Raw genomic sequence first — 23,893 nt, 5'->3', positions numbered from 1 at the left:
TACTTCACAGTATTGTATCAAGTACGAATAAGACCGGTCGATTATGACCGGTCTTTAGTACGATTATTGTAATTCTGTGTGCTCTGAAATGTCTTCGAGGGCTTGTCCTGCTGCCTCGTCTGACATTTCATCTAATGATAAGTCTCCCAGTGATATAATTCCTGTTAATTGACCATTTGTTACGACAGGGAGACGTCGAATTTGATGCTCAGCCATTGTTTGGCTTGCTTCCTGAAGGCTAACATCAGGAGATATATAATACAAATGTTCACTCATTACTTCCTGTACGCTCGCTGAACCATCTTTGTTATCAGCATAGCCTCTAATAACTAAATCACGGTCTGTTACCATTCCTAATAATTCCTTATTATCACCGCAAACAGGAATAGCACCCACATTTCGTTGTTTCATCAATTCTGCCGCTTGCGCTAATGAATCATCCGCTTTACAGAATGATACATTCTGCTCCATAATGTCTCTTACTGTTTTCAATCAGAAAACCTCCTTTGTAATAAGTCATCATGGAGTAGTATTACCATCTTTTTAAAATAATTGCACAAAAAGTGTTGTAAAGTACTATACTTTATCCTTTAACAGATCCTGCAGCAATACCTTCGACAATACGATTACTTAAGATTAAGAAAGCAATCAATATTGGGATGATACTAATCATTAACGTTGCACCAATCGCACCCCAGTCTGTCAAGTATTGACCGATGAAGTTTTGGATACCAACTGTCAATGTTTTAAACTTATCAGAACTAATGAACGTGTTGACAAAAATAAATTCATTCCAGTTGTAAATCATATTAATAATAGCGGTGGTTGCCAGAACTGGTGTTGTCATCGGTAATGTAATCTGGAAAAAGATACGGTGAATCGAACAACCGTCCACTACCGCTGCTTCTTCAATTTCACGTGGTAATGTGTAATAGAAGCCTAATAAAATCATGATTGTTAACGGTAAGTTAAATGCTGTATAAGATAAAATAATCGATAACGGATGATCAATTAAGTTCAAATCTAAGAAAAAGGCGAACAACGGTATAATCGCTGAATGGATCGGTACCATTAACCCTACCATAAAAAGACCTAATACCAGCTTATTCAATTTCCAGTTCATTCTTGTGATCGCAAAGGTGACAAAGCTTGCTAATAAAATAGTTAGTAGGACCGATGCAACTGTAATCCATACACTATTAAAGAAATATAAATTGATATTACCGTCTGTCCACACTCTGACATAGTTTTCCCACTTAGGTTCCTGTGGTAAAGCGAACGGTGACATGCCAAATACTTCTGCATTACTTTTCAATGAAAACTGAAATAACCAAATGAGTGGATATATTTGAAATACAGCGACAATGATTAAACAGATATATAGAACACCCATACCAACTTTGGTTAGGATACTGTTATCTTTGTCTGCTGTGTTTTGAGTCTGAGCCATCTCTGTTCCTTCCCTCCATTAATATTGAATTTCATCTTCAGATGCTGTTAATTTACGTGTTATCCATGTAACTACAAGCGTGATTAATAGTAGGAAAAAGGCAATAGCACTACCATAGCCAAAATCGAAAGTATCAAACGCTTTCTTGTACATATAAGATGCGATAACTTCACTGGCACCGTTCGGACCTCCGCCAGTCATTACATAAATAAGGTCAAAGTATTTTAATGAACCAACAATTGCTAGTACAACTGTTACTTTAATGACACCTGAAATAAGTGGCACCTTAATTTTATAAGCAATTTGGATAGGATTAGCCCCATCAATTTTAGCTGCCTCCACTAAGGATTCCGGGATTCCTTTCAAAGCAGCATAGTAAATAATGATATAAAAACCTGCATACTGCCAAAGTATCGCTACAAAAATTGCATACAAAACTAAATTGGTGTCTGCTAGCCATGCAGGTGGATTTTCAACCCCCACCATCGTTAAAAAGCTGTTCAGCATCCCATTATTCGGGTCATAGATCTTCACCCATAGTTGCGCAATCGCAACGGAAGATAAAAGCATGGGAATTAAATATATTTTTCTTAACAAATCAGACCCTTTAATTTTTCCTGCTAATATTAAGGAAATAGCTAAATATGGCACTAAACTTAATGTCGAGAAAAAGGCTAATAAAAATGAGTGTTTAGCACTTTGCCAAAATTGCCCATCTTGAATTAATTGCGTGTAATTCTCCAAACCGACAAATGTCATTGCACCGATACCATCCCAGTCCATCAATCCATAATAACCGGTTATCAGAATCGGACCATAAATTAATGCCACGATCAATATGAACGCTGGTAATACATATAAAGCAATGACTGCTTTGTTGGACATCACTTTGTTCATGGTTATTGCTCCTTTATGTCTAAGATAAAAACATGAAATCTATCCATGTTTTCTTCTGGCTATTAGTTCGTAGTTATGAAAGTTAGAAAAAAGGACATATTTCAACTTTAAATATGCCCTTTTTCCGTTTTGTTGTTTATTCTTCAGCGGCTAACGCGTCTTCTTGCTGTTTCGCAAATTCTTCTGGTGTGATTGCTTCACCGAATAGCGCCTGAATACTGTCTAAGTGTACATCAGCTACACCCGCACTCATTTGAACGTCTGCATACAACGTTAAGTTTGACGCTTCATTTAAGTCGTTTAAGATATCAATATACATTTGTGGTAAATCTAAACCTTCTGTATCTACTACTGTTGCCGGAATTACACCAGCGTCAGTAACAGAGCGTTCTCCCCATTTCTCTACAAAGAACGTTACAAATTCTTTTGCTTCTTCTTTAACATCTGAATTCTCTGCTACGAATAAACCAACACCAGGTCCACCTACATAGCTGTTAATATCTCCTTCTCCACCTTCAACAGTTGGGAATTTTGTATATTCAACAGAACCTCTAAATTCTTGTGGATTGTCTTCGTTTGTTGTCCATTCTGGCAGATCCCATGTAGCCATTAAATACATTGCTGCTTGTTCGTTAATGAAGTAACCTTTCGCTTCATCATTACCTAATCCGTTAAAGCCATTGATAAATGCTCCCATATCAACAAGCTCTTGAATTTCTTCAGCAGCTTTAATTAGTGCTGGATCTTCAAAACTTCCTGTTCTGTCAATGGCATTGTTTAATGCTTCTGGCCCACCAATACGGTCTGCTAAATACATGTACCACATAGAACCTGTCCAGCGATCTTTGTTACCTAATGCAACGGGTGTAACACCATTATCAGCTAATGTTTGGATCGCTTCCTTTAATTCTTCAAATGTTTCGGGTACTTCTACACCATTTTCATCAAAAATTCTTTGATTATAGTAGAGTGGTGTAATGTTTAACTCTAAAGGTAAACCATATGTTACATCGTCAATTGCGTACGCTTCTGCTGTACCAGCAACAAATTTGTCTTTAAGTGGCCCTTCTATAATATCGTCAAGCGGCGCAAACATATTACCGCTTACATATGGATCCAAGAATCCTGCTGCCCATGTCATTCCTACGTCAGGTAACTCATTAGAAGTAGATAATACTTTTAATTTTTCCTTATATTGTTCGTTACCAAGAATCTCAACATCTACTGTTACGTCTGGATGATCTGATTCGAATTCGTCGATAATACTATTAACAATTTCATGGTGTTGTTTTGAGCTTCCTTCAGGCCATAAGTGCATAAACTCAATCGTCTTATCTGAATCGCTTTCATTTTCACCCGAAGCTGCGTTCTCTTCTGACTCTTCTTCATTTCCACCGCATGCTGCAAGCGCAAACATTAAAACTAAAGCAAATGAAAATAATACTTTATGCCACGCATTTTTCATTTGTGAAACCCCCTATATATATAAGTTTTTTTAGTACAGTTATAGTGTAGCACCGTGGGGCTTCGTCCGTAAGGTAACAGTGATTAGGTAAAATACCACTTATTTTAGGAATCGTTTTCATTTTGTTTTCTGAATGTATTTGGCGTCATATTCTCAAATTGCTTAAAGAGCTTGATAAAATACTTTGATGTCTGGTAACCACTCTTTTCAGCTATTTCTGCTATCGTCAAATCTGTCGATAGTAGCAGCTTTTTAGCCTCCTGGATTCGTTTTCTCGTAACATATTCACTAAATGTCACCTGCAATTCTTCCTTGAATAAAGCACTCAGATAGCTTGCATTTAAATGGACTTGTTTTGCGACTTCTTTCAGTGTCAGTTCCTCGTCATAATGCTGATCTATGTAATCCATCGCTCCTTTCACGGCCCGATTATACTTACTTAACTGTTGCATCTCTAATAATTTATCATCGACTATTTTATTGAACATACCTGTTTTTTCTCTTTGTTTTTCGATTTCAATTGCTTTTTCAATTGCTTCCATTAGTTTTTCTTTAGCAATTGGCTTAAGCAAATAATTCACAACACCTAACTCCAGTGCTTCATGTGCATATTCAAATTCCGAATAAGCAGAAATAACAATGACGACAGGGTCTTTTGCCTTTTCCTTCAGCTTTTTTAGTAATTCTAATCCCGAAACTTCAGGCATCCTAATATCAGTAATGAGAACATGAATCTTTTCATGATCAATCCGTTCTATCGCTTCTTCTGCATTTGCCGCCGTGATCACTTCATATTGTTGAGACCCTCTTTCAATTGTCTTTTTGATCCCTTGGCGACTCCTCGGTTCGTCATCAACAACAAGAATCACCTTGTTTTCCATATTACTAACCTCCCTATACTGGAATTTCAAAACTTACCATCGTTCCTTTACCTTCTTCACTTAGAATGATAATATCCCGACTCTCACCGGCTTCATAAAACATACGTAAGCGTTGCTGTACATTTTGCAGTGCCATACTTTGTTGTTTTTGTTGTCTAATGCCACCATCCATTTGTTTCTTTACTTGCGCTACTTTTTCTTTACTCATACCTGGTCCATTATCACTTACTGCGATTCGTATTCGTTGTTTATCTGGTACTTTTTCTATACGAACAGTAATTTGACTTTTCCCCACTACGTTTCCAGCACCATGTAATATTGCATTTTCTACTAATGGTTGTATCATTAACTTCGGAATTTTGACATCTAACCAATTAAATTCAACATCTTTTTCCCAGTTCAATCGTTCGCCAAATCGCATACGCATAATCTTCATATAACGTTCAATATGATCCAATTCTTCTTTAACCGTTACCCATTCATCCTCGTTTTCCTTCGTAATCGTATAACGGAATAACTCTGACATCGCGAGCACAACATTCGCCAGATCCTCTTCTTCCTTTTCATCCAACGACCAATACAGTGCATCCAAAGTGTTAAACAGAAAGTGTGGATGAATTTGGGCTTGTAATGCTTTTAATTCGGTTCTGTTTTTAATGATTTCTTTTTCATACACCATTTGAACTAAATAGTTAGTTTCCTCTGCCAGCTGGTTATATGTTTGATTTAACTCATTAATTTCGTTGGTAGAGTTCATCACAGGGTTTTGAGCTAATACTCCCTCACCAGCTTGTCTCATTGTCTTTGTCAGCCTTGTAATAGGCCGGGTAATAAAAGTTGATAAAAAGAATGAGAAAATAAAGAAAATGAATAACCCAATGAATCCAGCAATCAAAATTCCTGCTTGTACCGTGGAAATTCCTGCCGTCAATTGATTAACAGGTGTCAATATATGCATCGACCATCCTGTTACATCTGATGTATCCTTCACTAACATATATTCTTGATCATCAATTATGATCGTTTCGTCTTCCGTCTCCATAATTTCATCTAAAGCGGTTCCATCGTAATTCGTCACAATAGGATTATTTTGGTTATCAACTAAAATCGAATAGTCATTCGATTCACCTTCTTGCTGATTAGCATTTAGTTGAAAATAGTTTCGGTTCACTCTTGCTATGATATAGCCACCATTGTCAAAATCGTCATCCATTAAATTAATTTTTCTACCTACTAAGAAATAATTATAATCTAATGGATCTTCCCCCATCCATATTAATTTGCCACCCGCTTCATTGGCTCGAATAATCCCTTGAGGATCAATACGGTCTAGTAATAAAGTTGAATCAATCGGGATAATACGTTGAAAATCGTTATTATATATTTCAATCGAGTAAATACCATCTGCGTTTGCTTGAATTAAATTGATTGTGCTCATTAAAGATTGCCTGTCATTAAAAGAAGTGATATCGCCTTCAGACTCCTGTAACAAAATTCCCTGCAGCTCTTCATTGGTTAACACCTGTTTGGTTACCATATTTAATTGTTCAAACAATGAGTCATATCTACCAGATGATTCCATGGCAGTTTGTCTTATTTGCTCTTCTGCATTACTTTGCAATAAACCTTCCACTAATACATACGTAATCGTACTTACAATAAATAGCACAATAAACATCACAACCAAATAAACTACCAATAACTGATTGCGCAGCGTATTCCACTTCTTTAAATAACTCCACATACTATCCACTCCATCAAAAAATCACTAGACTTTGTTTAACCATTATACTATGAAACGGTACTTAGGGACAGGATAAATGTCCTATTTCCTATAATATTTATGTTGTATATATTTGTCATTCTGCAAATATAAAAGCACTTCGTTAATCATACCATTAACGAAGTGCTTTTATAACTTCTAAGCCAATTTCCTGTAGACTATCTATATTCTGATCTGAAGAATTACTATCTGTAATTATCCGCTCTACCTTTGTTAAAGGAGAAACGTGTGCAAACGCCTGAAAATGAAATTTATGATGATCAGCCAAAATATATGTAGTGTCTGCTATTTCAATCATTTTTTGCTTGACTCGCGCTTGTTGTTCATTTGATTCGCTAATTCCTCTTTCGAAGTGAATTCCTTTACAGGATAAAAATGCTTTATTAACATGATATAAATCAAGTGAACGTTCTGCTAAAGGACCAACATAAGAAAGGGACCTGGCAAGTAACGTGCCTCCAGTTGAAATTACCGTAACCTTACTTTTTTTACTTAATTCCAACACAACATTAACAGAATTCGTTAGAACAGTAACCGGTATATTGGGTAAGTTTTTCGCAACATACCAGGCTGTCGTACTGGCATCTAGCAGGATTTTATCGGTTTCAACAATATGTTTTACCGCTTCCTGAGCAATCTCTTTTTTCTCTTCTACATACATTACTTCTCGTTCTTGAAAAGGTATTTCCGGTCCATCCTGAGAAGCTGCAATGCTGACTGCTCCTCCGTGACTCCGGGCTAATTTCTTTTCTTTTTCTAATTTTTCTAAGTCTCGACGAATCGTTTCATCCGTCACGGAAAAAAGATTGGCGAGTTCAGAAACTCTAATACTCTTCTTCTGATTAACGACTTCTACGATTCGCTGATGTCTTTCTGCAACTAACATCTAATTCTCCTACCTTCTCGTTCTTCAAACATGTCTATTATTGACTATAGGGAAATCTTGCTTGAAATTCAACTGATTAGTCAAGATGGAAGACTTCTTGATCAATTAAATACATTTTAGGATCCCCTTTTTCATCCATTGCCAATATATCGCTCATAAATGCTTGCCATTTTCGATTGGCTGGATTGGTTTCCAACTCTTTCATTGCACGGTGGTAATCATCCACTTCCATGTAAGCATACAACTTCGTACCATCCATGAATATACTATAATTGCTAATGCCTACTTCTTTCAATGCTTCCAATAATTCTGGGTGTACAGCTTGATGTCTTTTCTTATATTCCTCTTGTGAACCTTCCTTACACTCCATGATAAACATATAACGTGCCATTCATATCCTCCTTTAGTGTAACCGTATTCAATTATTGTTTATTTTTACTTGTATTTGTTTACCATTTTATCACAGAACAAAACAAATACAAACAAAAAATAAGAGACTTCTAGTCTTATGCAGTTATTAATACGAATTTATTGAGCGGACATTGAATCCCTTATTTGGCTCATTTCGGCCCTATTAGCACTATTTTCGATGAATAGCGGAACAAATGTCCGCACCCAACCCATATTTACTTGGAAGCACACGTTTTTGCAATGAAAAACACAAGCTGATTATAGCTTGTGTTGGAAGTAGTCTTTTAAAAAGTAATAAACGCCTTCTTTATCGTTTGTAAACTCTGTGATTTCCTTTACTAACGATTTAATTTGATCGGTCGCATTGAACATGGCCACCGGATAACCTACATATTTCATCATTGGGATATCGTTATTACTATCCCCGATAGCCATGGCATCTTCCGGGCTGAGCTGATAATGTTCCAACAATGCTTCAATTCCGGTTGCTTTGTTTACCCCTTCTACCATTACTTCTACGTTATGATGAGAAGAGGATGAAGTGGTAAAATTCGTTTCACTTTTCATCTTCTTCAGCTCTTCAATCCATACTTTCATTTTTTCATGGTCTTTTGTAAAGCAGTACATTTTCGCATACTTCTGTTCTGGTAAATGGTCATGCCAATGAATATCCTGCTCGATTGCGGCTTCTCTTTCCAGCCATTCATTGATTCCTACTTCATCAGGCTTGTCTCCGCTGATCATGGACTCCATATATCCTCGATCCGCTTTTAAGGAAAGTCGCTCCCCGTCATTGGGATGTACCTCATAATAAATACGGTGAGTTCTTGCAGATTCTATAACTTTATCCACAAGTTCTGTGGATAAGCTATGTTCTAACAGTTTTTCTCCAGCAACATATGTAATCATACCATTTGCTGTAACAAAGCCGTCCAATTCTAAGTCAGATGGTGCAGAGTCAAACACTTCATTATAAGAACGACCTGTCACGATAAACACTCGTATTCCTGTTTTTCTTATCTTTTGAATAATGTCGAGTGTGTTTTCCGTTAATTGATTGTAATTATTCAGCAATGTGCCATCCATATCTAAACAAATTGCTTTTGGTGAAAATGTCATGTTACGGTCCCCCTTTAAACTAGCCGATAACTAGTATAGCACATGAGCTATAAGCTCACCATCGACTAATACCGATGAATGAGCTTAGACTCACTTATCTATTTTTGTTTCTAAAGGAAGAAGATTGGCTTCGATTTCGTCGCGCTTATCTTCCAGAAATGGTGGCAGGGCAATGCTTTCCCCTAGGTGTTCAACTTTTTCATCTGTATCAAATCCTGGCCCATCTGTCGCTAGTTCAATCAATATACCATTAGGTTCACGAAAATATAACGATTGAAAATAATATCGATCGACAAGCCCTGAGTTTGGCAATCGTTCCTTAGTAATTCTCTTATGCCAGTGTTCAAGTTCTTGATAATCGGCTACACGAAATGCGACATGATGTACACTCCCCCTTCCAGGACGCTCCTTTTGTAATTCCGGGCGAACTTCGATATGCACTTCTGCACCTGTACCACCTTCGCCTGTTTCAAACACTTGTATGTTTGCTTGGTCATCAGAACTAGTGTAGGACCCTGCATCACGGAATCCAAGTACCCCTGATAAAATTCTTTTAGTTGGTGCTAAATCTGGGACAGTAAATCGAACAGGTCCCAATCCCGTAATACCATATTCCTTTGGTACTGAACTTTTATCCCATGGTTTACCTGCTGCTACCCCTTTGTTATTTTCGTCAGATACGAGAACAAGACGCTGTCCTTCATGATCTTGAAAAGGTAATATTTTACGCCCGAATTTTTCTCCAATTCCGTCGTGGACAACATCATTATCGTCCAAGCGATCTTCCCAGTAATGTAACGCCTCATCACTAGTAACCCTTAAAGAAGTATAAGATATACTATTATTACCTGGATACGTATGACCCGCATTCGTTATTTCAAAAAAGGTTAAATCTGTTCCAGGTCGTCCGATTTCATCTGCGTAAAATAAATGATACATACTTGGATCATCCTGATTTACTGTTTTTTTAACTAAGCGCAATCCTAAAACATCTGTATAAAAATGATAATTGTCTTTAGCACTAGCTGTAATAGCTGACACATGGTGAATTCCTTTAAGTTCCATAAGATGCCTCCTTCATTATTGTTAAAATCATTATAAACCTTTTACTATCTCGATTTCAAAGTAATGACATCTTGACAATTAGCTTTTTTTTGCTACAATCTTGGTAATTACATAAGTGTTATCACTACTAGGGGTGCTTGTTTTGTACAAGCTGAGAAAAAAGCATTTACAGCTTTTTAACTCTAAGAACCTGATCTGGTTTATACCAGCGGAGGGAAGTAGCTAAACTATTTGCATGGTATAGCCAGGTTCTGATTAGGAATCTGGTTTTTTTACTTAGTGATGCACTTTCTATTTTTATAGGAGGATTTGCATGAATCGTACGTTATTATTAACCACTATGGCTGTTTTTATTGCGATCGGTACATTAGGTTCCCAATTTTTATGGTTTCCAACCGGAATTGCCAAAGCATATCCTGTACAACATGCCGTTAATGTGATGGCAGCTGTAACTCTTGGTCCTGTTCCCGCTGTTATCATAGCTGTTACTATCGGGCTTTTACGTAATTTATTAGGAATAGGAACTTTGCTTGCATTTCCAGGTGGTATGATTGGAGCATTACTTGCTGGTTATTTATATCGATGGACGAGAAAAAGAGTCATGGCAGGATTAGGAGAAATAATCGGTACTGGTGTGATAGGTGCTTTACTATCTGTTCCATTTGCCAAATTATTGATGGGAAGTTCAGTTGGCGCTCTAGCATTTTTACCAGGATTCCTTGTTAGCAGTGTAACAGGAGCTATTATCGGTCTCTTGATTTTATCTAAAATAAAACATACTACTTTGATGCAACAACCCGTTTCGAGTAAGTAAGCAAAAGTGAAAATGGTTAACCGAGCTTTAAGATTCGTTACTTATAAGGTCGATCCATTAGAAAAAAGAAAGCGACCACTTCCAAAATGGTCGCTTTCTTTAATCTTTTGCAAAAAAGGCTTCTGCTTTTTCTAAATATAATTCTTGATCTGGAGTAAGATCATACTCCTCTTCAATTGCATCTACCGGACATACTGCTTTACATGCTCCACAATCGATACAAATATCTGGATCTATATAAAATTGATCTGGTCCTTCAACAATACAGTCTACCGGACACACTGTTGTACATTCGCCAGATTTTTCTGTTTCACATGGTTCTGTTATTACAAATGCCATCTTGCATCCTCCTAGATGTTTATCTATCTGTTATTTACGATACATCATGTTCGACTAAAATTGCAAGTGTCCGATAAGAAAAGCGCAAAGCGTCCGCTTAAAACAAGAGTGAATCTAACAATTAGAATAAGAGGTTTTCCGCGTAAGAAGTTAGCCTGTGATAGTCCCGTACCTCTTTTAAAGAGATAGCTTTTTTATTATGCAGTTGTTTATTGCGAAATGGGACTTGTTTATTGCGAAACATTGCTTCTTTATTGCGAAACACTGCTTCTTTATAATCAAAAAACGTTGATCAACCATTGCATTTTAAAAAATAGAAGAGTAAGTTCTCTCGTCCTCATTAAACAAGAACCCACTTCATTTAGAAACGGGTTCTTATTTTAAAAATTATCGCTTATTAAATTCGTCCGGGTCTGGACCGACACGCTCTTCTTTATTCATATCTTGAATTAATTTCATTTCCTCTTCTGTTAATTCAAAATCAAATACATCTGCATTATCTTGAATACGATGTTGTTTTACTGATTTCGGAATAGTCACAACCTCTTGTTGTAGATCCCACCGCAAAATAACTTGAGCTGTTGATTTACCATGACGTTTCGCAATATCTGTTAATGTTGGATCATCTAATATTTTCCCTTGTTTCAGTGGAGACCACGCCTCTAGCTGAATATTATGTTGTTTACAGAATTCATGTAAACTACGTTGTTGTAAATGTGGATGATATTCAACTTGGTTTACCATTGGTGCTACTTGAGCTTCACTGATCAAATCTTCTAAATGGTGCTCCTTAAAGTTACTTACACCGATCGCGCGGATTTTTCCATCGTTATATAATTTCTCCATCGCCTTCCAGGACTCTTTATATTTATTTAGTTCTGGAACTGGCCAATGAATTAAATATAAATCTAAATATTCCAGTCCCAATTTATTTAAACTTGTTTCGAAAGCTTGAAGAGTTTCTTCGTAACCTTGATCTCCATTCCAAAGCTTAGAAGTAATAAATAATTCTTCACGAGGAATACCAGAATCTTTGATTGCTTTTCCTACACCTTCTTCATTACCATAAACGGCTGCCGTATCAATACTTTTATAGCCGTGTTCTAGTGCCCACTTAACAGAATTATAAACTTCTTCTCCTTCTTCCACTAAGAAAACACCTAGACCAAACCATGGCATCTTTACACCATTATGTAGTGTAGTAGTTGCTTGCAAACTATTTACCATCTCAAATTCCTCCTTTGTTCATTGTCTATAATATCTTGCCACAATCTACAAAAAATGAAAAATGTTGTGCTCATAAGAAAAACCGGCAAATCCCGCCGGACCATTATTACTAAGGTAGTAATGATGAAATATTTGGACAGCTTGACCACCACTCCGGCTGCCCACTTCCCTTTCCGTGGGGTTTGCCCTTCAGCTAACTTTTTTGAGCAAAGCCCGCTCAAAAAAGTGGATCTTCAGGCCAAACAATTCCCACTGGAGTGAAAGCGGGCGGCCTTCGTTAAGTGCTGCTCTTCAAAACTAGCATGAAGTAACACAACTACTTTTATACTCACGGATAGCGATTTTCACTTTGTCCATTGTAAAAAAGTCAACCTATTACTTATCACAATAGTTGTTGCATCTCTCATAGCTGAGACTAATTACGGTGACTCCTGTGGGAATAGCTCGAGCCGAAAATCCACTTTGGAAAGTGATTTTTTTGCAAAGTTAGTTGAGGCCGTGCCCACGGAAAACAAAGTAATTAGTCGGAGCTTTGCAAATATACATCAAACATTTCAAAATAACTGCTTCGTTTAACACAGTTATTACACTTATTTTATACTTTCTTTACTTACAAGAATAGAACAGGGTGAATTTCTCGTGGTTCACCCTGTCCCTTTGTCCCAAATTTGATGGACTTTATAATGGCGATATTTCTGTTTAGGGATATTTTCGATAAAGTGAGTGGGCTTGCCGATTGTAAATAAAGCTAGTTGGTGCATCGCTCGCGTACAAGCTGTATAAAATAAGTTTCGTTCTAATTCATCATAAAAATTGTTATTAGATGCATCGGCAATGATAACCGCATCGAATTCAATTCCTTTAGCCAAGTAGGCAGGAATGACGACAATACCTTTTTCAAAAATGTGTGCTTCCTGTGTCATTAAATGAAGGTCGATACGATTTTTTAATCGCTCATATATGTCCACACATTCTTGCATCGTTTTTCCGATTAATGCAATGGTTTCATGGCCTTCTTGTTCATATTCGTTTATTTGATCGAGCACTTTCTCAATTAAAACATCACGTTGCTCCAATTCCATCACGACCGGTGTCTCTCCATCACGTTCAAACGGTTCAATTAGATCACCATTTGGCATAAATGATTTAGTGAATTCAACAATCGGTGCTGTCGAACGATAGCTTCTCGTCAATACGATTCTTTCATGTTTTTCCTGCCATTTCTCGGATAACAAAGTCTCTTCTCTTAATGCATGCGCATAAATCGCTTGATTTATATCACCTAACAAAGTCATGCGACTAACCGGGAACATCTTCTTCATCAATGCAAACTGAAACGGTGTATAGTCCTGCGCTTCATCGATAAACAAGTGTTGAATCGCACGCTGCGCATCAAATCCTAACAAGCTTTTTTCAAAATAAATATAAGCAGGTGCATCTTCCCATGTTAAATATCTGTGTTTTAAATAGTCTTCCGTAATTCTACATATTTCCTGCCACTGATTTGGAAGTGTAACTTCTTTATCTGCAATTCGCCCTTTGCTTGTAAACAACTGACGAAACGATTTAAGCGGATCAACAAACGCAAGTTGCTTTACTTTTTTTCGTAGTGGACGTAATCGCCAAGCAACTACTCGTTTGCGTAACATTTCCTCTTCACGGTCATAATCATCAAATGTATCTTCTGAAAATCGGTTTTCTTCTTGTAATGTTTGATGAACATCGACATAATCAGCCTTTTCCAATAGTTCACTTTCCTCTAATACCCAATCTTTTTCTCGTTCAATCTTCTCCAGCTTTTTCAATTGGTACAGAATCCAATTGGCTACTTTTTCTAAACGTTCTGGTATGGCTAAAGAACTTTCTGTTTGATAAAAGTATTTTTCAACCATTTGTTTTGGAATGACGGTTTGCCCTCTAAATGTGATATTACGAAAAACAAGTCCTTGATTAGCCAATCGGTCTAAAAAGCGATCAATTAGCTCTTTATAGTCTAAACTTGCTTTGTAATGCATAGCTTCAACTCTTGCCTCGTAATTTTCTGCTCTTTTTTGCAGATAATATTCCATTTGTTCGAAAGGTGTTTCCAATTGAAAGCTATCATCTAATTGACGGTGTAAATATTGATAAAAGGTCATCTGCTGCATATTATCTTCACCAAGCTCCGGCAGTACGGTTGCTACATAGCTGTTGAATAATGGATTTGGTGAAAATAGTACAATTTGCTCTGACGTTAATGTTTCGCGATAACGATACAATAAATAGGCTACACGCTGTAATGCTGCTGACGTTTTACCACTACCAGCAACACCTTGCACAATTAGCACTCTTGCTTTTTCATTCCGGATAATTTGGTTCTGTTCTTTTTGAATGGTTGAGACAATACTTTTCATTTTTGTGCTTGCCTGATTTCCTAGTACAGATTGTAGTAAATGATCACCAATTGTCAGCCCCGTGTCGAACATTCCCTGTAGTTCGCCATTACGAATCATATATTGTCGTTTTATCGTTATTTCCCCGGAAATATTTCCTTGAACGGTGTCATAACTTGCCGGACCTGGTGGATAATCATAGTACATGCTCGAAATAGGTGCTCTCCAGTCATATACTAGAAAATTCTCTTCCGCTTCATCCATCACAGAAGCCAAACCTATATAAATGGACTGTTCGTCGGTTTGCCCATCTTCTTGAAAGTCAATCCGTCCAAAATAAGGTTTATCCTTTAATCGGTGCAGGATGTCTAAACGTTCACTTACCTGTCCATGGCTTCTTTCACGTTCTGAGAGAAATTCAGCTTGCTGCTTAATACTCGCTTCTGTTTCAATTTTATCGTCCATTTCTTCTATATTAACTGTTACGTCTTCCCAAAAATCACGTCTGATATCAATGACATCTTCTTTTAAACCTTTGACTCTCGATTGTAAGGTTGTGATTTTCTTATCAATTTCTTCCACTACATCTGTTACTCTTTGCTTTTCCTGTTGCCATTCTTGATCTTCTCGCTCGTCTGCTGCCACTGATTCCACCTCCGTGACGTTGATTTTGTCATCTTTTTTATCGCGTCCGTAAGACACCTCACTTCATGCTTTTATGGACGCTAACACCCTGATAAGTTTCGCTATCCATCAGTGGGTTAAAACCACCCACTGATGGAAGTCTCACTTTATTATATTCCAACTAAACTTGTATCAATCATAAACAGTTTGTGTTGTGACTAGATTAGCATAAAAACCTTTTTCTTTCATTAATGATGAATGGGTACCTTTTTCAATTATTTTTCCTTCCTTTAGAACAAGTATCATATCAGCCTTCTCGATCGTATTCAAGCGATGCGCAATCACAAAACTAGTTTTCCCTTCCATTAATGTTTCTAATGCATCTGTTATTTTTAATTCGGTTATCGTATCAATGCTACTTGTCGCCTCATCTAAAATTAAAATCGACGGGTTAGCCAATATTGCTCTTGCAATTACAATTAGTTGCCGTTGACCCTGGCTTATTCCTTGTCCATTGCCTTCAAGCACCGTATCATATTGCTTTGGCAATTGTTCAATAAAAGTATGAGCATTTGCCATTTTCGCAGCTTCTTCCACTTCCTGATCCGTAGCATTTAACTTTCCGTACCTAATATTTTCTCTAATCGTCGTATCAAATAAATAAGAATCCTGTAACACCATACCTAATTGACTTCGAATACTTTTATTGGTTAGATTCTTCATCGAATAACCATCTAATAAAATATCTCCCGCTTGTTCTTCAAAAAATCTGGCCAACAAGGAAATGATCGTTGTTTTTCCCGCTCCTGTGGGGCCAACTAATGCTACCGTTTGACCTGGCTTTACATGAAAGGAAATATCGTGCAGAACATGTTCATCTGTATGGTAAGAAAATGAAACATCACGAAAGACCACATCTCCTTTTACCCTGTCAATATCTTGCTTTTTTTGGTTTGTTTCTTCCTGCTCCTGATCGATTACTTCAAATGCTCGCTCGGCACCTGCAACTGCAGACAGAATCGTATTAAATTGATTGGCTAAATCATTCAACGGACGAGTAAATTGGCGTGCATATGTCGTAAATGTTACGATAATCCCAATTGTAATAGCAGTGGAATTGGTAGCAAGGACTATCCAGCCACCAACTCCGACGATAATGGCAAAAGCAAAATTATTTAAGCCATTCATTAACTTCGGAATGAATCCAGAATAGACTTGAGCCCAATACCCTACTTTTCTTAATTGTTCATTATGTTTTCGATACTGCTCAATTACACGGTGCTCTTGGTGAAATAGTTTTACCATCGAATGACCTGAAAAAGTTTCTTCTAAAAAACCAGTCATTTCACCAAGTTCACGCTGTTGTTCCTTAAAATAATAACCCGTTCTATTCGTAATCCATTTCATCCCAAGATACATCAATGGAACGATCGTTACGGTCATCAATGTCAGTAAGGGACTAAGTAAAAGCATTACAATTAATGTACCAACAAGTGTTAATAGGCTTGTCGTCACTTGGATAACAGCTGTATTTAGTGTTCTGCTGACATTTTCAATATCATTTGTCAGCCGACTCATCAAATCCCCACTTTGGGACTCTTGAAATTGCATGATTGGCAAACGTAGTACATGCTCAAAAAGATCTTTCCGCATTGCAAAAACGGTATTTTGTGAAATGTCAATCATCCAATAATTTTGTAATGCCAATGCTACAGATTGCAAAACAAATATTAGTGCTAGCAGAATAAGCAGCATTTCAAATGACAGAACGAATGCTGCACCTGTCATTACATCTACTGCCACTCCAATCAAATATGGACCTAGCAAGGACAATACAGCGCCTAAAAACACCATTACTAAAACAAGCCAAAACAGCAGCTTATCCACTTTCATATAGCTCCAAATTCGTGACAAAGTTGCACGCAAGTTTTTTACTTTTGGTTTTTTTCCTACCATTGGGTGATGCCTTGAGGGGGGCTGAACTTCTATCTTTTTGTTAGCCATCCAATGTCACCCCTTCCCTTCGCTGCGTACGCCACATAGTTTGATACAAAGCATTCGTTTGTAGTAATTGCTGATGTGTTCCTAGTCCGGCAATACTTCCTTTTTCTAACAAAATAATCTGATCAGCATCTTTTACAGAGCTGATTTTTTGCGAAACGATAAACGTAGTACATCGTCTCTTTCTAATCGCCTCTAAAACACGTGATTCTGTTGTGGCATCTAGTGCACTTGTACTATCATCAAGCAGTAATACACGTGGGGTATCTGCTAGTGCCCTAGCAATCGATAACCTTTGTTTTTGACCTCCTGACAGATTTACACCTCGTTGACCAATCAGTGTCTGATAAGTATTAGGCAAAGTCATGATAAAGTCATGAAGTTGGGCTTCTTTCGCTACTTTTTCGGCTTGTTCTTGCGTGAGGTGTTCATTTCCCCATGTGATATTATCGAGAATCGTCCCTGAAAATAGAAACCCTTCCTGAGGAACCAATGTTATATCGTATCTTACTTGATTGCCTAATTGTTCGATCGGTTGACCATCCAGATAAATGGTCCCTGCTGAAGGATGATACAGATATGGAACTAGATGTAATAATGTTGTCTTTCCTGATCCAGTTTCACCTAAAATACCTACCTTCTCTCCTGACTTAACATGAAAATGAATATTCCGTAGTATTTCCTGACTTGTATTGGGATAGGTAAAGGAAACATGTTCAAAGCTAATTTCCCCTTTAATACGAGCTCTTTCTTGCTGTTCGGTAACCTCATCATCTGCAGTCTGTCCAAGAATATCATCAATGCGTTTTGCGGAAGCTCGACCTCTTGACAGGTTCATAAGTAAAAAGGAGAATACACCAAAGGAAGCCAGCATTCTTGTGGCATAGTTAATTACCCCTACTACTTCACCAGCTCTAGCAGACCCGGTTTCAAGTTGTATAAAACCAAACCATAACAAGCCGATTATTGCGATATTCATAATGAGCATGACAATCGGCATGACAACTTCCATTACCCATAACGCTTGTCTATTTTTATCCTTCAGACTTTTATTCACTTTTGAGAATCGATTATTTTCAAATGTCAGACGATGAAAAGCTTTCACTAGTTTGATTGCCAACAAGTTTTCCCGGATTACATTATTAATTTGATCAATTCGTTCCTGAACATGTCGAAACAACCGCATTCCTTTTATCATCAACCAAAACATAACTACAAATAAGACCGGAATTGTAGCTAGTAAAATCAAAGCTAAAGGTATGTTTAGTGTAAAGGACATCACAATTCCAAAGATGATAAACAAAGGTGCGCGCAACATAATCCGCATAAAGGCGAATAATAAATTTTGGACTTGTATCACGTCATTCGTCATTCTAGTCAATAAAGTTGATGTGGCGAATTGCTGTATCTTCATCGCAGAAAACATTTGAATATTACGAAACATATCATTCCGCATATCATGTCCTACACCTTGACTCACTTCTGCCGCAAAGAAAGAGCTTGTAATACCGGCTGCAAATGCTAATAAGGTCATTGCCAATAGAATAGCTCCATAAAAATAAATAATAGACATATCTTCAGCAATAATGCCTTCATCAATTATTTTTGCCATAATAATCGGCTGCACAAGTTCTACGATTAACTCTACGACCATTAGGAATAGTGCTAGAATCATTGCTTTTCTATATGTATCAGCATATTTGAAAATAATTTTCATCGTTTTCCTCCATTATCTCTCTATTTCTATATTATAACGAAGATAAAGCGCTTCCTCCATTGATACTGATTAAGAAAGTGTAAATTTTGTAAAGCCATCAATAAAATTGTTATATTTCGGTAAATCATATAGATTTTTTACAGCTTTCGATAGATAATGACATTGCAAGAAATACTATGGAATACAAAGATACTGTCAGTTTTTTTACCACTATATTAGATTTTATTGGTTAATCCATAGACAATATTCTTGTAATACTAAGATTTTTAAGGGGGAATTAGAGATGAAAAAATGGCTTTTATTGTTAGTTGCATTGTTAACAATGTTTGTCATCTCTGCTTGTGGGTCTAGTGATGATACAAGTGGAAGCAGCGATGAAGACAGTGAGAACACAGAAGAGAATTCGAACGAGGATGCAGAAGAAACGGAAGGAAATGAAGCAGAAGCTAGTGAAGAAGGTGACACTCCAGATGAGCTTATTATGGGGTTTGTGCCATCTCAAGATTCTGACACTATTGCAGATACCGTTGCACCTTTAGCGGACAGGCTTTCTGAAGAACTAGGCATTCCTGTCGAAGGAAAAGTTATGACAAACTATACTGCTTTAGTAGAAGCAATGGGAACAAATGAAGTTCAAATCGGATTTATTCCTGCCTTTGCTTATGTATTAGCGAATGAAAAACATGGTGTGGAAGTTCTCTTAAAATCTGAACGTTATGGCAGCGGAACATATGTAGCACAATATCTTGTCAGCGCTGACTCTGATTACGAAGAATTAGCTGATTTAGAAGGTGCCGTTTGGGCTTATGGTGACCCAACATCTACGAGTGGATACTTATTCCCAGCAGCACAAATTATGGATGAGTTTGGTGTAGATGATCCACAAACAGAATTTTTCGCTGAAGCATATCAAACTGGTGGACACGACAACTCAGCGATTGAAGTTTACCAAGGAAATGCAGATGTAGCAACAACATTCGATGATGTTCGTACCAATTTAGAAGAAGAATATCCGGATATCATGGAAAAAACAAGAGTACTTGGGTACACAGACGAAATTCCTAACGATACTATTTCCGTAACGAAAGAATTAAGTGATGAGCTTGTACAAACGATTAAAGATTCTTTTCTTTCATTTAACGAAGATGAGGATATGATTCAAATCATGAATGAAGTGTACAGCTGGGATGCAATCATTGAAGCAGAAGACAGCGAATATGATGTTGTCCGCAGTACTTACGAGAAATTCGGTGACGATATTAGCTTAGATGAATAAGACAAGTTGAACAGGAGAGAGCTTGCTCTCTCCTGTTTCGATATGAAGGAAAGGGGCTAGACCATGATTGAGTTTAATGGTGTCTCACTTGTCTATCCAAATGGGACAGAAGGATTAAAAAATATAAATGTAAAAATCAATGAAGGAGAATTTGTTGTTATTGTCGGTCTTTCCGGTGCAGGTAAATCTACTTTTATCCGTAGTATTAACCGACTTGTAACACCTACTAGTGGTTCTTTAATAGTAGATGATGAGGATATATTAAAAGCAAAAGGCAAAGGTTTACGAAAACTCCGTACTAAAATCGGGATGATTTTCCAAAGCTATAACCTTGTTAAGCGATCGACCGTTATCAAAAATGTTATTTCAGGTCGCTTAGGTTATACAGGTACATTTAAAAGTATTATGAACCTTTTTTCTAAAGAAGATAAATTATTAGCTTATGAAAATTTGAAACGTGTCAACATAGAAGATAAATTATATAACCGTGCTGATGAATTAAGTGGCGGACAGCAACAACGTGTTAGTATCGCTCGTGTACTGACACAACAACCGAAGTTAATTTTAGCAGATGAACCGGTAGCAAGCCTTGACCCGCCAACTTCTCATCAGGTAATGAAATATTTAAAACAGATTAATCGCGAAGATAAAATCACTACGATTGTAAATCTTCACTTCATTGATATGGCAATGGAATATGCCGACCGAATTATTGGTATGCGCGCTGGTGAGGTGGTTTTTGATGGACCAGCGAGTGAAGTAACGGAACAAACATTTGAAGAAATCTATGGTCGTTCGATTCGAGATGAAGACCGTCGAGGAGGGGTGGAGGATGAGTAAAGAATCTTCCTTCGTTCCAAGAGGGTTATATCCTTTTAAAACCAAGTTGATCATTACGATCTCTTTAATCGTTGTCCTTGGCTTTTATTTACTTAGCTCGATCAAAACGGAATCATTTATTGTCCACTTTTTTGTAAAGATACCGAATGTTTTCGGGTTAATTAGTGACTTCTTTCCTCCTGATTGGGGCTATGTCAACCAAGTTTGGCCGAAACTGTTTGAAACGATACATATAGCTATTATTGCAACTACTGTTGCAGTTATTATCAGTATACCTTTCTCATTATTAACTGCTAATAATGTGACAACCAATTCCTGGATCTATCAAGGAATGCGCTTGATCTTAAACATCATCCGTACCATTCCAGATATTATTTTAGCGGTTGTGTTTGTCGGATTGTTTGGTATCGGTGCTTTTTCCGGGATTATTGCCTTAATTATTTTCGCAGTCGGGATTCTAGTAAAGCTGATGAGTGAAGTCATTGAAACAATTGATATGAACCCAACTGAGGCAATTCGGGCATCGGGTGGGAATGGGTTACAGACGATTAGTTTTGCGATTGTGCCACAAGTAATGCCACAATTCATTTCATTCAGTCTATATGTTTTTGAAATTAACATCCGTGCCTCACTCGTATTAGGATTGGTTGGTGCCGGTGGTATCGGGCAATTGTTAAACACACAGATCAATTTTATGAATTATCCGGCTGTTAGTACCATTATTATTATTGTATTTGCCGTAGTAGTTGTGATTGATATGATTAGTGGTAAGTTAAGGGAGGGACTCGTATAATGGCAGAACAGTTGACCCTTCCAGAAAAACCTAAAAGTAAGCTTACATTAGTTAAACGGATTTTCATTTTTATCATCATTGCGCTGATTTATATTTGGACATTTACAAGTATTGAAATACGATGGGATAATATATTCAGTGAACGAACAATAGACAACTTTGACAGGATCATACCTAAGTTCTTCCAACCAGCAGTTGAAGAAACCGGCAATATAATGGAGATGATGTTCGAAACATTGTTTATCGCCTATACCGGTTCCTTAGCTGCAGCCATCATTGCCATACCACTTGCGTTTTTATGTGCGTCGAATATGGTGCGCAACAAATTTCTTAATAATATCGGCATGTGGATTTTAGGTGGTGTCCGTGCCTTTCCTGAAATTGTGCTTGCGATTATTTTTGTGGCAGCTGTTGGACCGAATCCTTTTGCAGGTGTATTGGCGATTGCCATTGGCTCAACCGGGATGCTAGGAAAATTATATTCCGAAGTTATTGAATCGATTGATATGAATGTTATTGAAGCTTTGGAAGCTAGTGGTGCAAATAAATTTCAAATTTTATTTTACGGGATCTTTCCACAAGTATTACCTGAATTTATGTCTTACGCGATCTATCGATTCGAAATCGATGTTCGTGCTTCATCCGTCTTAGGGATTGTAGGTGCCGGTGGTATTGGTACATTGATTACCTTTGCCTATATGAATCGAAATTGGGAAGAAGTAGGGATGATTCTGTTAGTGATTATTATTACGGTTACCATTATTGATCAAATATCAGGATTTATTCGTAAGCGATTGGTTTAGAGTTTCTAACTTTGGTTTATTAGAGTGAGCTCAGTGGGCTCACTCTTTTTGAATTTATCAAACATTAAAAATGCGCAGTAAATACCTTCTTTCCATACGAACTAAACCGCCATCGTAATAAACAATGACGGTTTAGTTTTTATTGATCTTCACTAAATTTAATTGAATAGGCCTCTGATCGAGTCGAGAAGGTTTTGGAAGAAGTCCTTGACTGACTGCCAAAATCCTTCCGTATCGCCTCCAGTAACTTCATCTAACTTACCTTTCAAATCACCAACAATTGATTCCAGTTGGTCGGTAACTTTTCCAAAATCGATATTCAAGTCACGCATTTTCTCGAAAAGATTGGTTAGCATCTCTCTGTCTTCAGGACTCAATTCAATGTTTAATTGATCCAGTTGCTCACTGACAATACGTTCGACATCTTCTTTTGTTGCTGGGTTTTGTTCCGAAATTTCTCGTTTTATTTCACTTAAAAGCTCACTTACTTTTTCTTTATCAATGCCTGCATCTTCTGCTAAATCTGTAGCAACATCTAATTCTTCATTTGCTACTTCCATTCGGTCTTGATCTAGTGATTCACCATCGACATTAAAAGCCTTATAGATACCAGTTAAAGCTGAATGGCCTGTAACCTTTAGTGGTGACGCTACTTCAATCACTGCATTTTCCACGCCCGCTGTTAATAGGGCATTAGCGTACATTTCATTCGTTACTTCTGTAATGTTTTCCGGATTAACAACATTAACAACTACTCCGCCATCATCTTTTCGAGTAATTTTGGCAGAGGAGTACATATTAGAACTTGGATCTCCACCGATAAAATTGACAAGATCCTCAGCCGTAACAGTGTATTCATCTACTTGATCAGGATTTGTTGCATTCAATAAATTTCTGACTGTATCTTGTTGTGAATCTGACAGAGCCTCACCAAGCACTAATTTCGGTTTACCATATTTCTCATCAATGACATTATCATCGCCATCACTTGCTAAAGCAAAAGGCGCGATAGCTAGTCCAATGAAGGTCACTACAATAAGCATCCATGTTATTCTTTTCATAGATTTACCCCTTTTCACCAAAGTACTTACTCTTATATTATGATAGATTTTTATAATTATGGAAAGAAA

General features: G+C 37.2%; 21 protein-coding genes and 1 riboswitch. Of the genes, 5 read left to right on the top strand and 16 right to left on the bottom strand.

Going from position 1 to position 23,893, the window contains the following annotated elements; all coding sequences use genetic code 11:
• Window positions 1–63: 63 nt before the first annotated feature.
• The 10 genes from GHT08_RS04990 to GHT08_RS04945 all read right to left on the bottom strand — a co-directional run bounded on the left by GHT08_RS04990 (window position 64) and on the right by GHT08_RS04945 (window position 9,957).
• Window positions 64–492, bottom strand: a complete 429-nt coding sequence (locus tag GHT08_RS04990; protein ID WP_163580342.1) for a CBS domain-containing protein — start codon at window positions 490–492, stop codon at window positions 64–66.
• A 91-nt stretch (window positions 493–583) separates the two neighbouring features.
• Complete coding sequence (locus GHT08_RS04985; RefSeq protein WP_163580341.1) at window positions 584–1,450, bottom strand: carbohydrate ABC transporter permease; 867 nt, start codon at window positions 1,448–1,450, stop codon at window positions 584–586.
• 18 nt (window positions 1,451–1,468) lie between these two features.
• Window positions 1,469–2,347: a carbohydrate ABC transporter permease gene (locus tag GHT08_RS04980; RefSeq protein ID WP_163580340.1), complete on the bottom strand. Its 879-nt coding sequence runs from the start codon at window positions 2,345–2,347 to the stop codon at window positions 1,469–1,471.
• A 136-nt stretch (window positions 2,348–2,483) separates the two neighbouring features.
• Window positions 2,484–3,812, bottom strand: a complete 1,329-nt coding sequence (locus GHT08_RS04975) for an extracellular solute-binding protein (protein ID WP_163580339.1) — start codon at window positions 3,810–3,812, stop codon at window positions 2,484–2,486.
• Between the two features lie 104 nt (window positions 3,813–3,916).
• On the bottom strand, window positions 3,917–4,693 hold the full coding sequence (locus tag GHT08_RS04970; RefSeq protein WP_163580338.1) for a response regulator transcription factor: 777 nt from the start codon (window positions 4,691–4,693) through the stop codon (window positions 3,917–3,919).
• Window positions 4,694–4,706: 13 nt separating this feature from the next.
• Window positions 4,707–6,437, bottom strand: coding sequence for a sensor histidine kinase (locus tag GHT08_RS04965; RefSeq protein ID WP_163580337.1), 1,731 nt, complete (start codon window positions 6,435–6,437; stop codon window positions 4,707–4,709).
• A 154-nt stretch (window positions 6,438–6,591) separates the two neighbouring features.
• A complete protein-coding gene (locus GHT08_RS04960) occupies window positions 6,592–7,362 on the bottom strand; it encodes a DeoR/GlpR family DNA-binding transcription regulator (protein ID WP_153833834.1) in 771 nt (256 codons plus the stop codon).
• A gap of 76 nt (window positions 7,363–7,438) precedes the next feature.
• A complete protein-coding gene (locus GHT08_RS04955; RefSeq protein ID WP_153833833.1) occupies window positions 7,439–7,753 on the bottom strand; it encodes an L-rhamnose mutarotase in 315 nt (104 codons plus the stop codon).
• A gap of 278 nt (window positions 7,754–8,031) precedes the next feature.
• Window positions 8,032–8,892 carry a Cof-type HAD-IIB family hydrolase gene (locus tag GHT08_RS04950; protein WP_163580336.1) on the bottom strand — a complete coding sequence of 287 codons (861 nt, stop codon included), beginning with the start codon at window positions 8,890–8,892 and terminating at the stop codon, window positions 8,032–8,034.
• Between the two features lie 90 nt (window positions 8,893–8,982).
• Window positions 8,983–9,957, bottom strand: a complete 975-nt coding sequence (locus tag GHT08_RS04945) for a ring-cleaving dioxygenase (RefSeq protein ID WP_163580335.1) — start codon at window positions 9,955–9,957, stop codon at window positions 8,983–8,985.
• Between the two features lie 119 nt (window positions 9,958–10,076).
• Window positions 10,077–10,191, top strand: a riboswitch (TPP riboswitch).
• 79 nt (window positions 10,192–10,270) lie between these two features.
• On the opposite strand from GHT08_RS04945, the gene thiW reads away from it, so the two are divergent.
• Window positions 10,271–10,771 (top strand): energy coupling factor transporter S component ThiW, encoded by a 501-nt coding sequence (gene thiW, locus GHT08_RS04940; protein ID WP_163580334.1) that lies wholly within the window; start codon window positions 10,271–10,273, stop codon window positions 10,769–10,771.
• Window positions 10,772–10,870: 99 nt separating this feature from the next.
• Here the strand turns inward: thiW and GHT08_RS04935 are convergent, their stop codons facing one another.
• The 5 genes from GHT08_RS04935 to GHT08_RS04915 all read right to left on the bottom strand — a co-directional run bounded on the left by GHT08_RS04935 (window position 10,871) and on the right by GHT08_RS04915 (window position 19,051).
• Complete coding sequence (locus GHT08_RS04935) at window positions 10,871–11,110, bottom strand: indolepyruvate ferredoxin oxidoreductase subunit alpha (protein WP_018931721.1); 240 nt, start codon at window positions 11,108–11,110, stop codon at window positions 10,871–10,873.
• Between the two features lie 387 nt (window positions 11,111–11,497).
• The gene (locus GHT08_RS04930; RefSeq protein ID WP_163580333.1) at window positions 11,498–12,337 is read right to left on the bottom strand and encodes an aldo/keto reductase; all 840 of its coding nucleotides are present in this window, start codon (window positions 12,335–12,337) and stop codon (window positions 11,498–11,500) included.
• A 644-nt stretch (window positions 12,338–12,981) separates the two neighbouring features.
• The gene (gene helD / locus GHT08_RS04925; protein WP_163580332.1) at window positions 12,982–15,354 is read right to left on the bottom strand and encodes an RNA polymerase recycling motor HelD; all 2,373 of its coding nucleotides are present in this window, start codon (window positions 15,352–15,354) and stop codon (window positions 12,982–12,984) included.
• 171 nt (window positions 15,355–15,525) lie between these two features.
• Complete coding sequence (locus GHT08_RS04920) at window positions 15,526–17,337, bottom strand: ABC transporter ATP-binding protein (RefSeq protein WP_163580331.1); 1,812 nt, start codon at window positions 17,335–17,337, stop codon at window positions 15,526–15,528.
• Window positions 17,330–19,051: an ABC transporter ATP-binding protein gene (locus tag GHT08_RS04915; RefSeq protein WP_163580330.1), complete on the bottom strand. Its 1,722-nt coding sequence runs from the start codon at window positions 19,049–19,051 to the stop codon at window positions 17,330–17,332. The genes GHT08_RS04920 and GHT08_RS04915 overlap by 8 nt, the downstream gene beginning before the upstream one ends.
• Window positions 19,052–19,334: 283 nt before the next feature.
• Here GHT08_RS04915 and GHT08_RS04910 point away from each other — a divergent pair, with 283 nt between their 5' ends.
• From GHT08_RS04910 to phnE (GHT08_RS04895), 4 genes are all read left to right on the top strand, one after another.
• Entirely contained in the window at window positions 19,335–20,327 is a 993-nt protein-coding gene (locus tag GHT08_RS04910; protein WP_163580329.1) for a phosphate/phosphite/phosphonate ABC transporter substrate-binding protein, read from the top strand.
• A gap of 63 nt (window positions 20,328–20,390) precedes the next feature.
• Entirely contained in the window at window positions 20,391–21,167 is a 777-nt protein-coding gene (gene phnC, locus GHT08_RS04905) for a phosphonate ABC transporter ATP-binding protein (protein ID WP_163580328.1), read from the top strand.
• The gene (gene phnE, locus GHT08_RS04900; RefSeq protein ID WP_163580327.1) at window positions 21,160–21,960 is read left to right on the top strand and encodes a phosphonate ABC transporter, permease protein PhnE; all 801 of its coding nucleotides are present in this window, start codon (window positions 21,160–21,162) and stop codon (window positions 21,958–21,960) included. Before phnC ends, phnE (GHT08_RS04900) begins: the two co-directional genes overlap by 8 nt.
• Window positions 21,960–22,763, top strand: a complete 804-nt coding sequence (gene phnE / locus GHT08_RS04895; protein WP_163580326.1) for a phosphonate ABC transporter, permease protein PhnE — start codon at window positions 21,960–21,962, stop codon at window positions 22,761–22,763. The genes phnE (GHT08_RS04900) and phnE (GHT08_RS04895) overlap by 1 nt, the downstream gene beginning before the upstream one ends.
• Window positions 22,764–22,921: 158 nt before the next feature.
• Here the strand turns inward: phnE (GHT08_RS04895) and GHT08_RS04890 are convergent, their stop codons facing one another.
• Window positions 22,922–23,824, bottom strand: a complete 903-nt coding sequence (locus GHT08_RS04890) for a DUF1002 domain-containing protein (RefSeq protein ID WP_163580325.1) — start codon at window positions 23,822–23,824, stop codon at window positions 22,922–22,924.
• Window positions 23,825–23,893 lie beyond the last annotated feature (69 nt).

The organism is Gracilibacillus saliphilus (assembly GCF_010994085.1).
GTDB lineage: Bacteria > Bacillota > Bacilli > Bacillales > Amphibacillaceae > Gracilibacillus > Gracilibacillus lacisalsi.
Note: the sequence above shows the minus strand (reverse complement) of the source record. Positions and strands in the feature narration are given on the sequence as shown.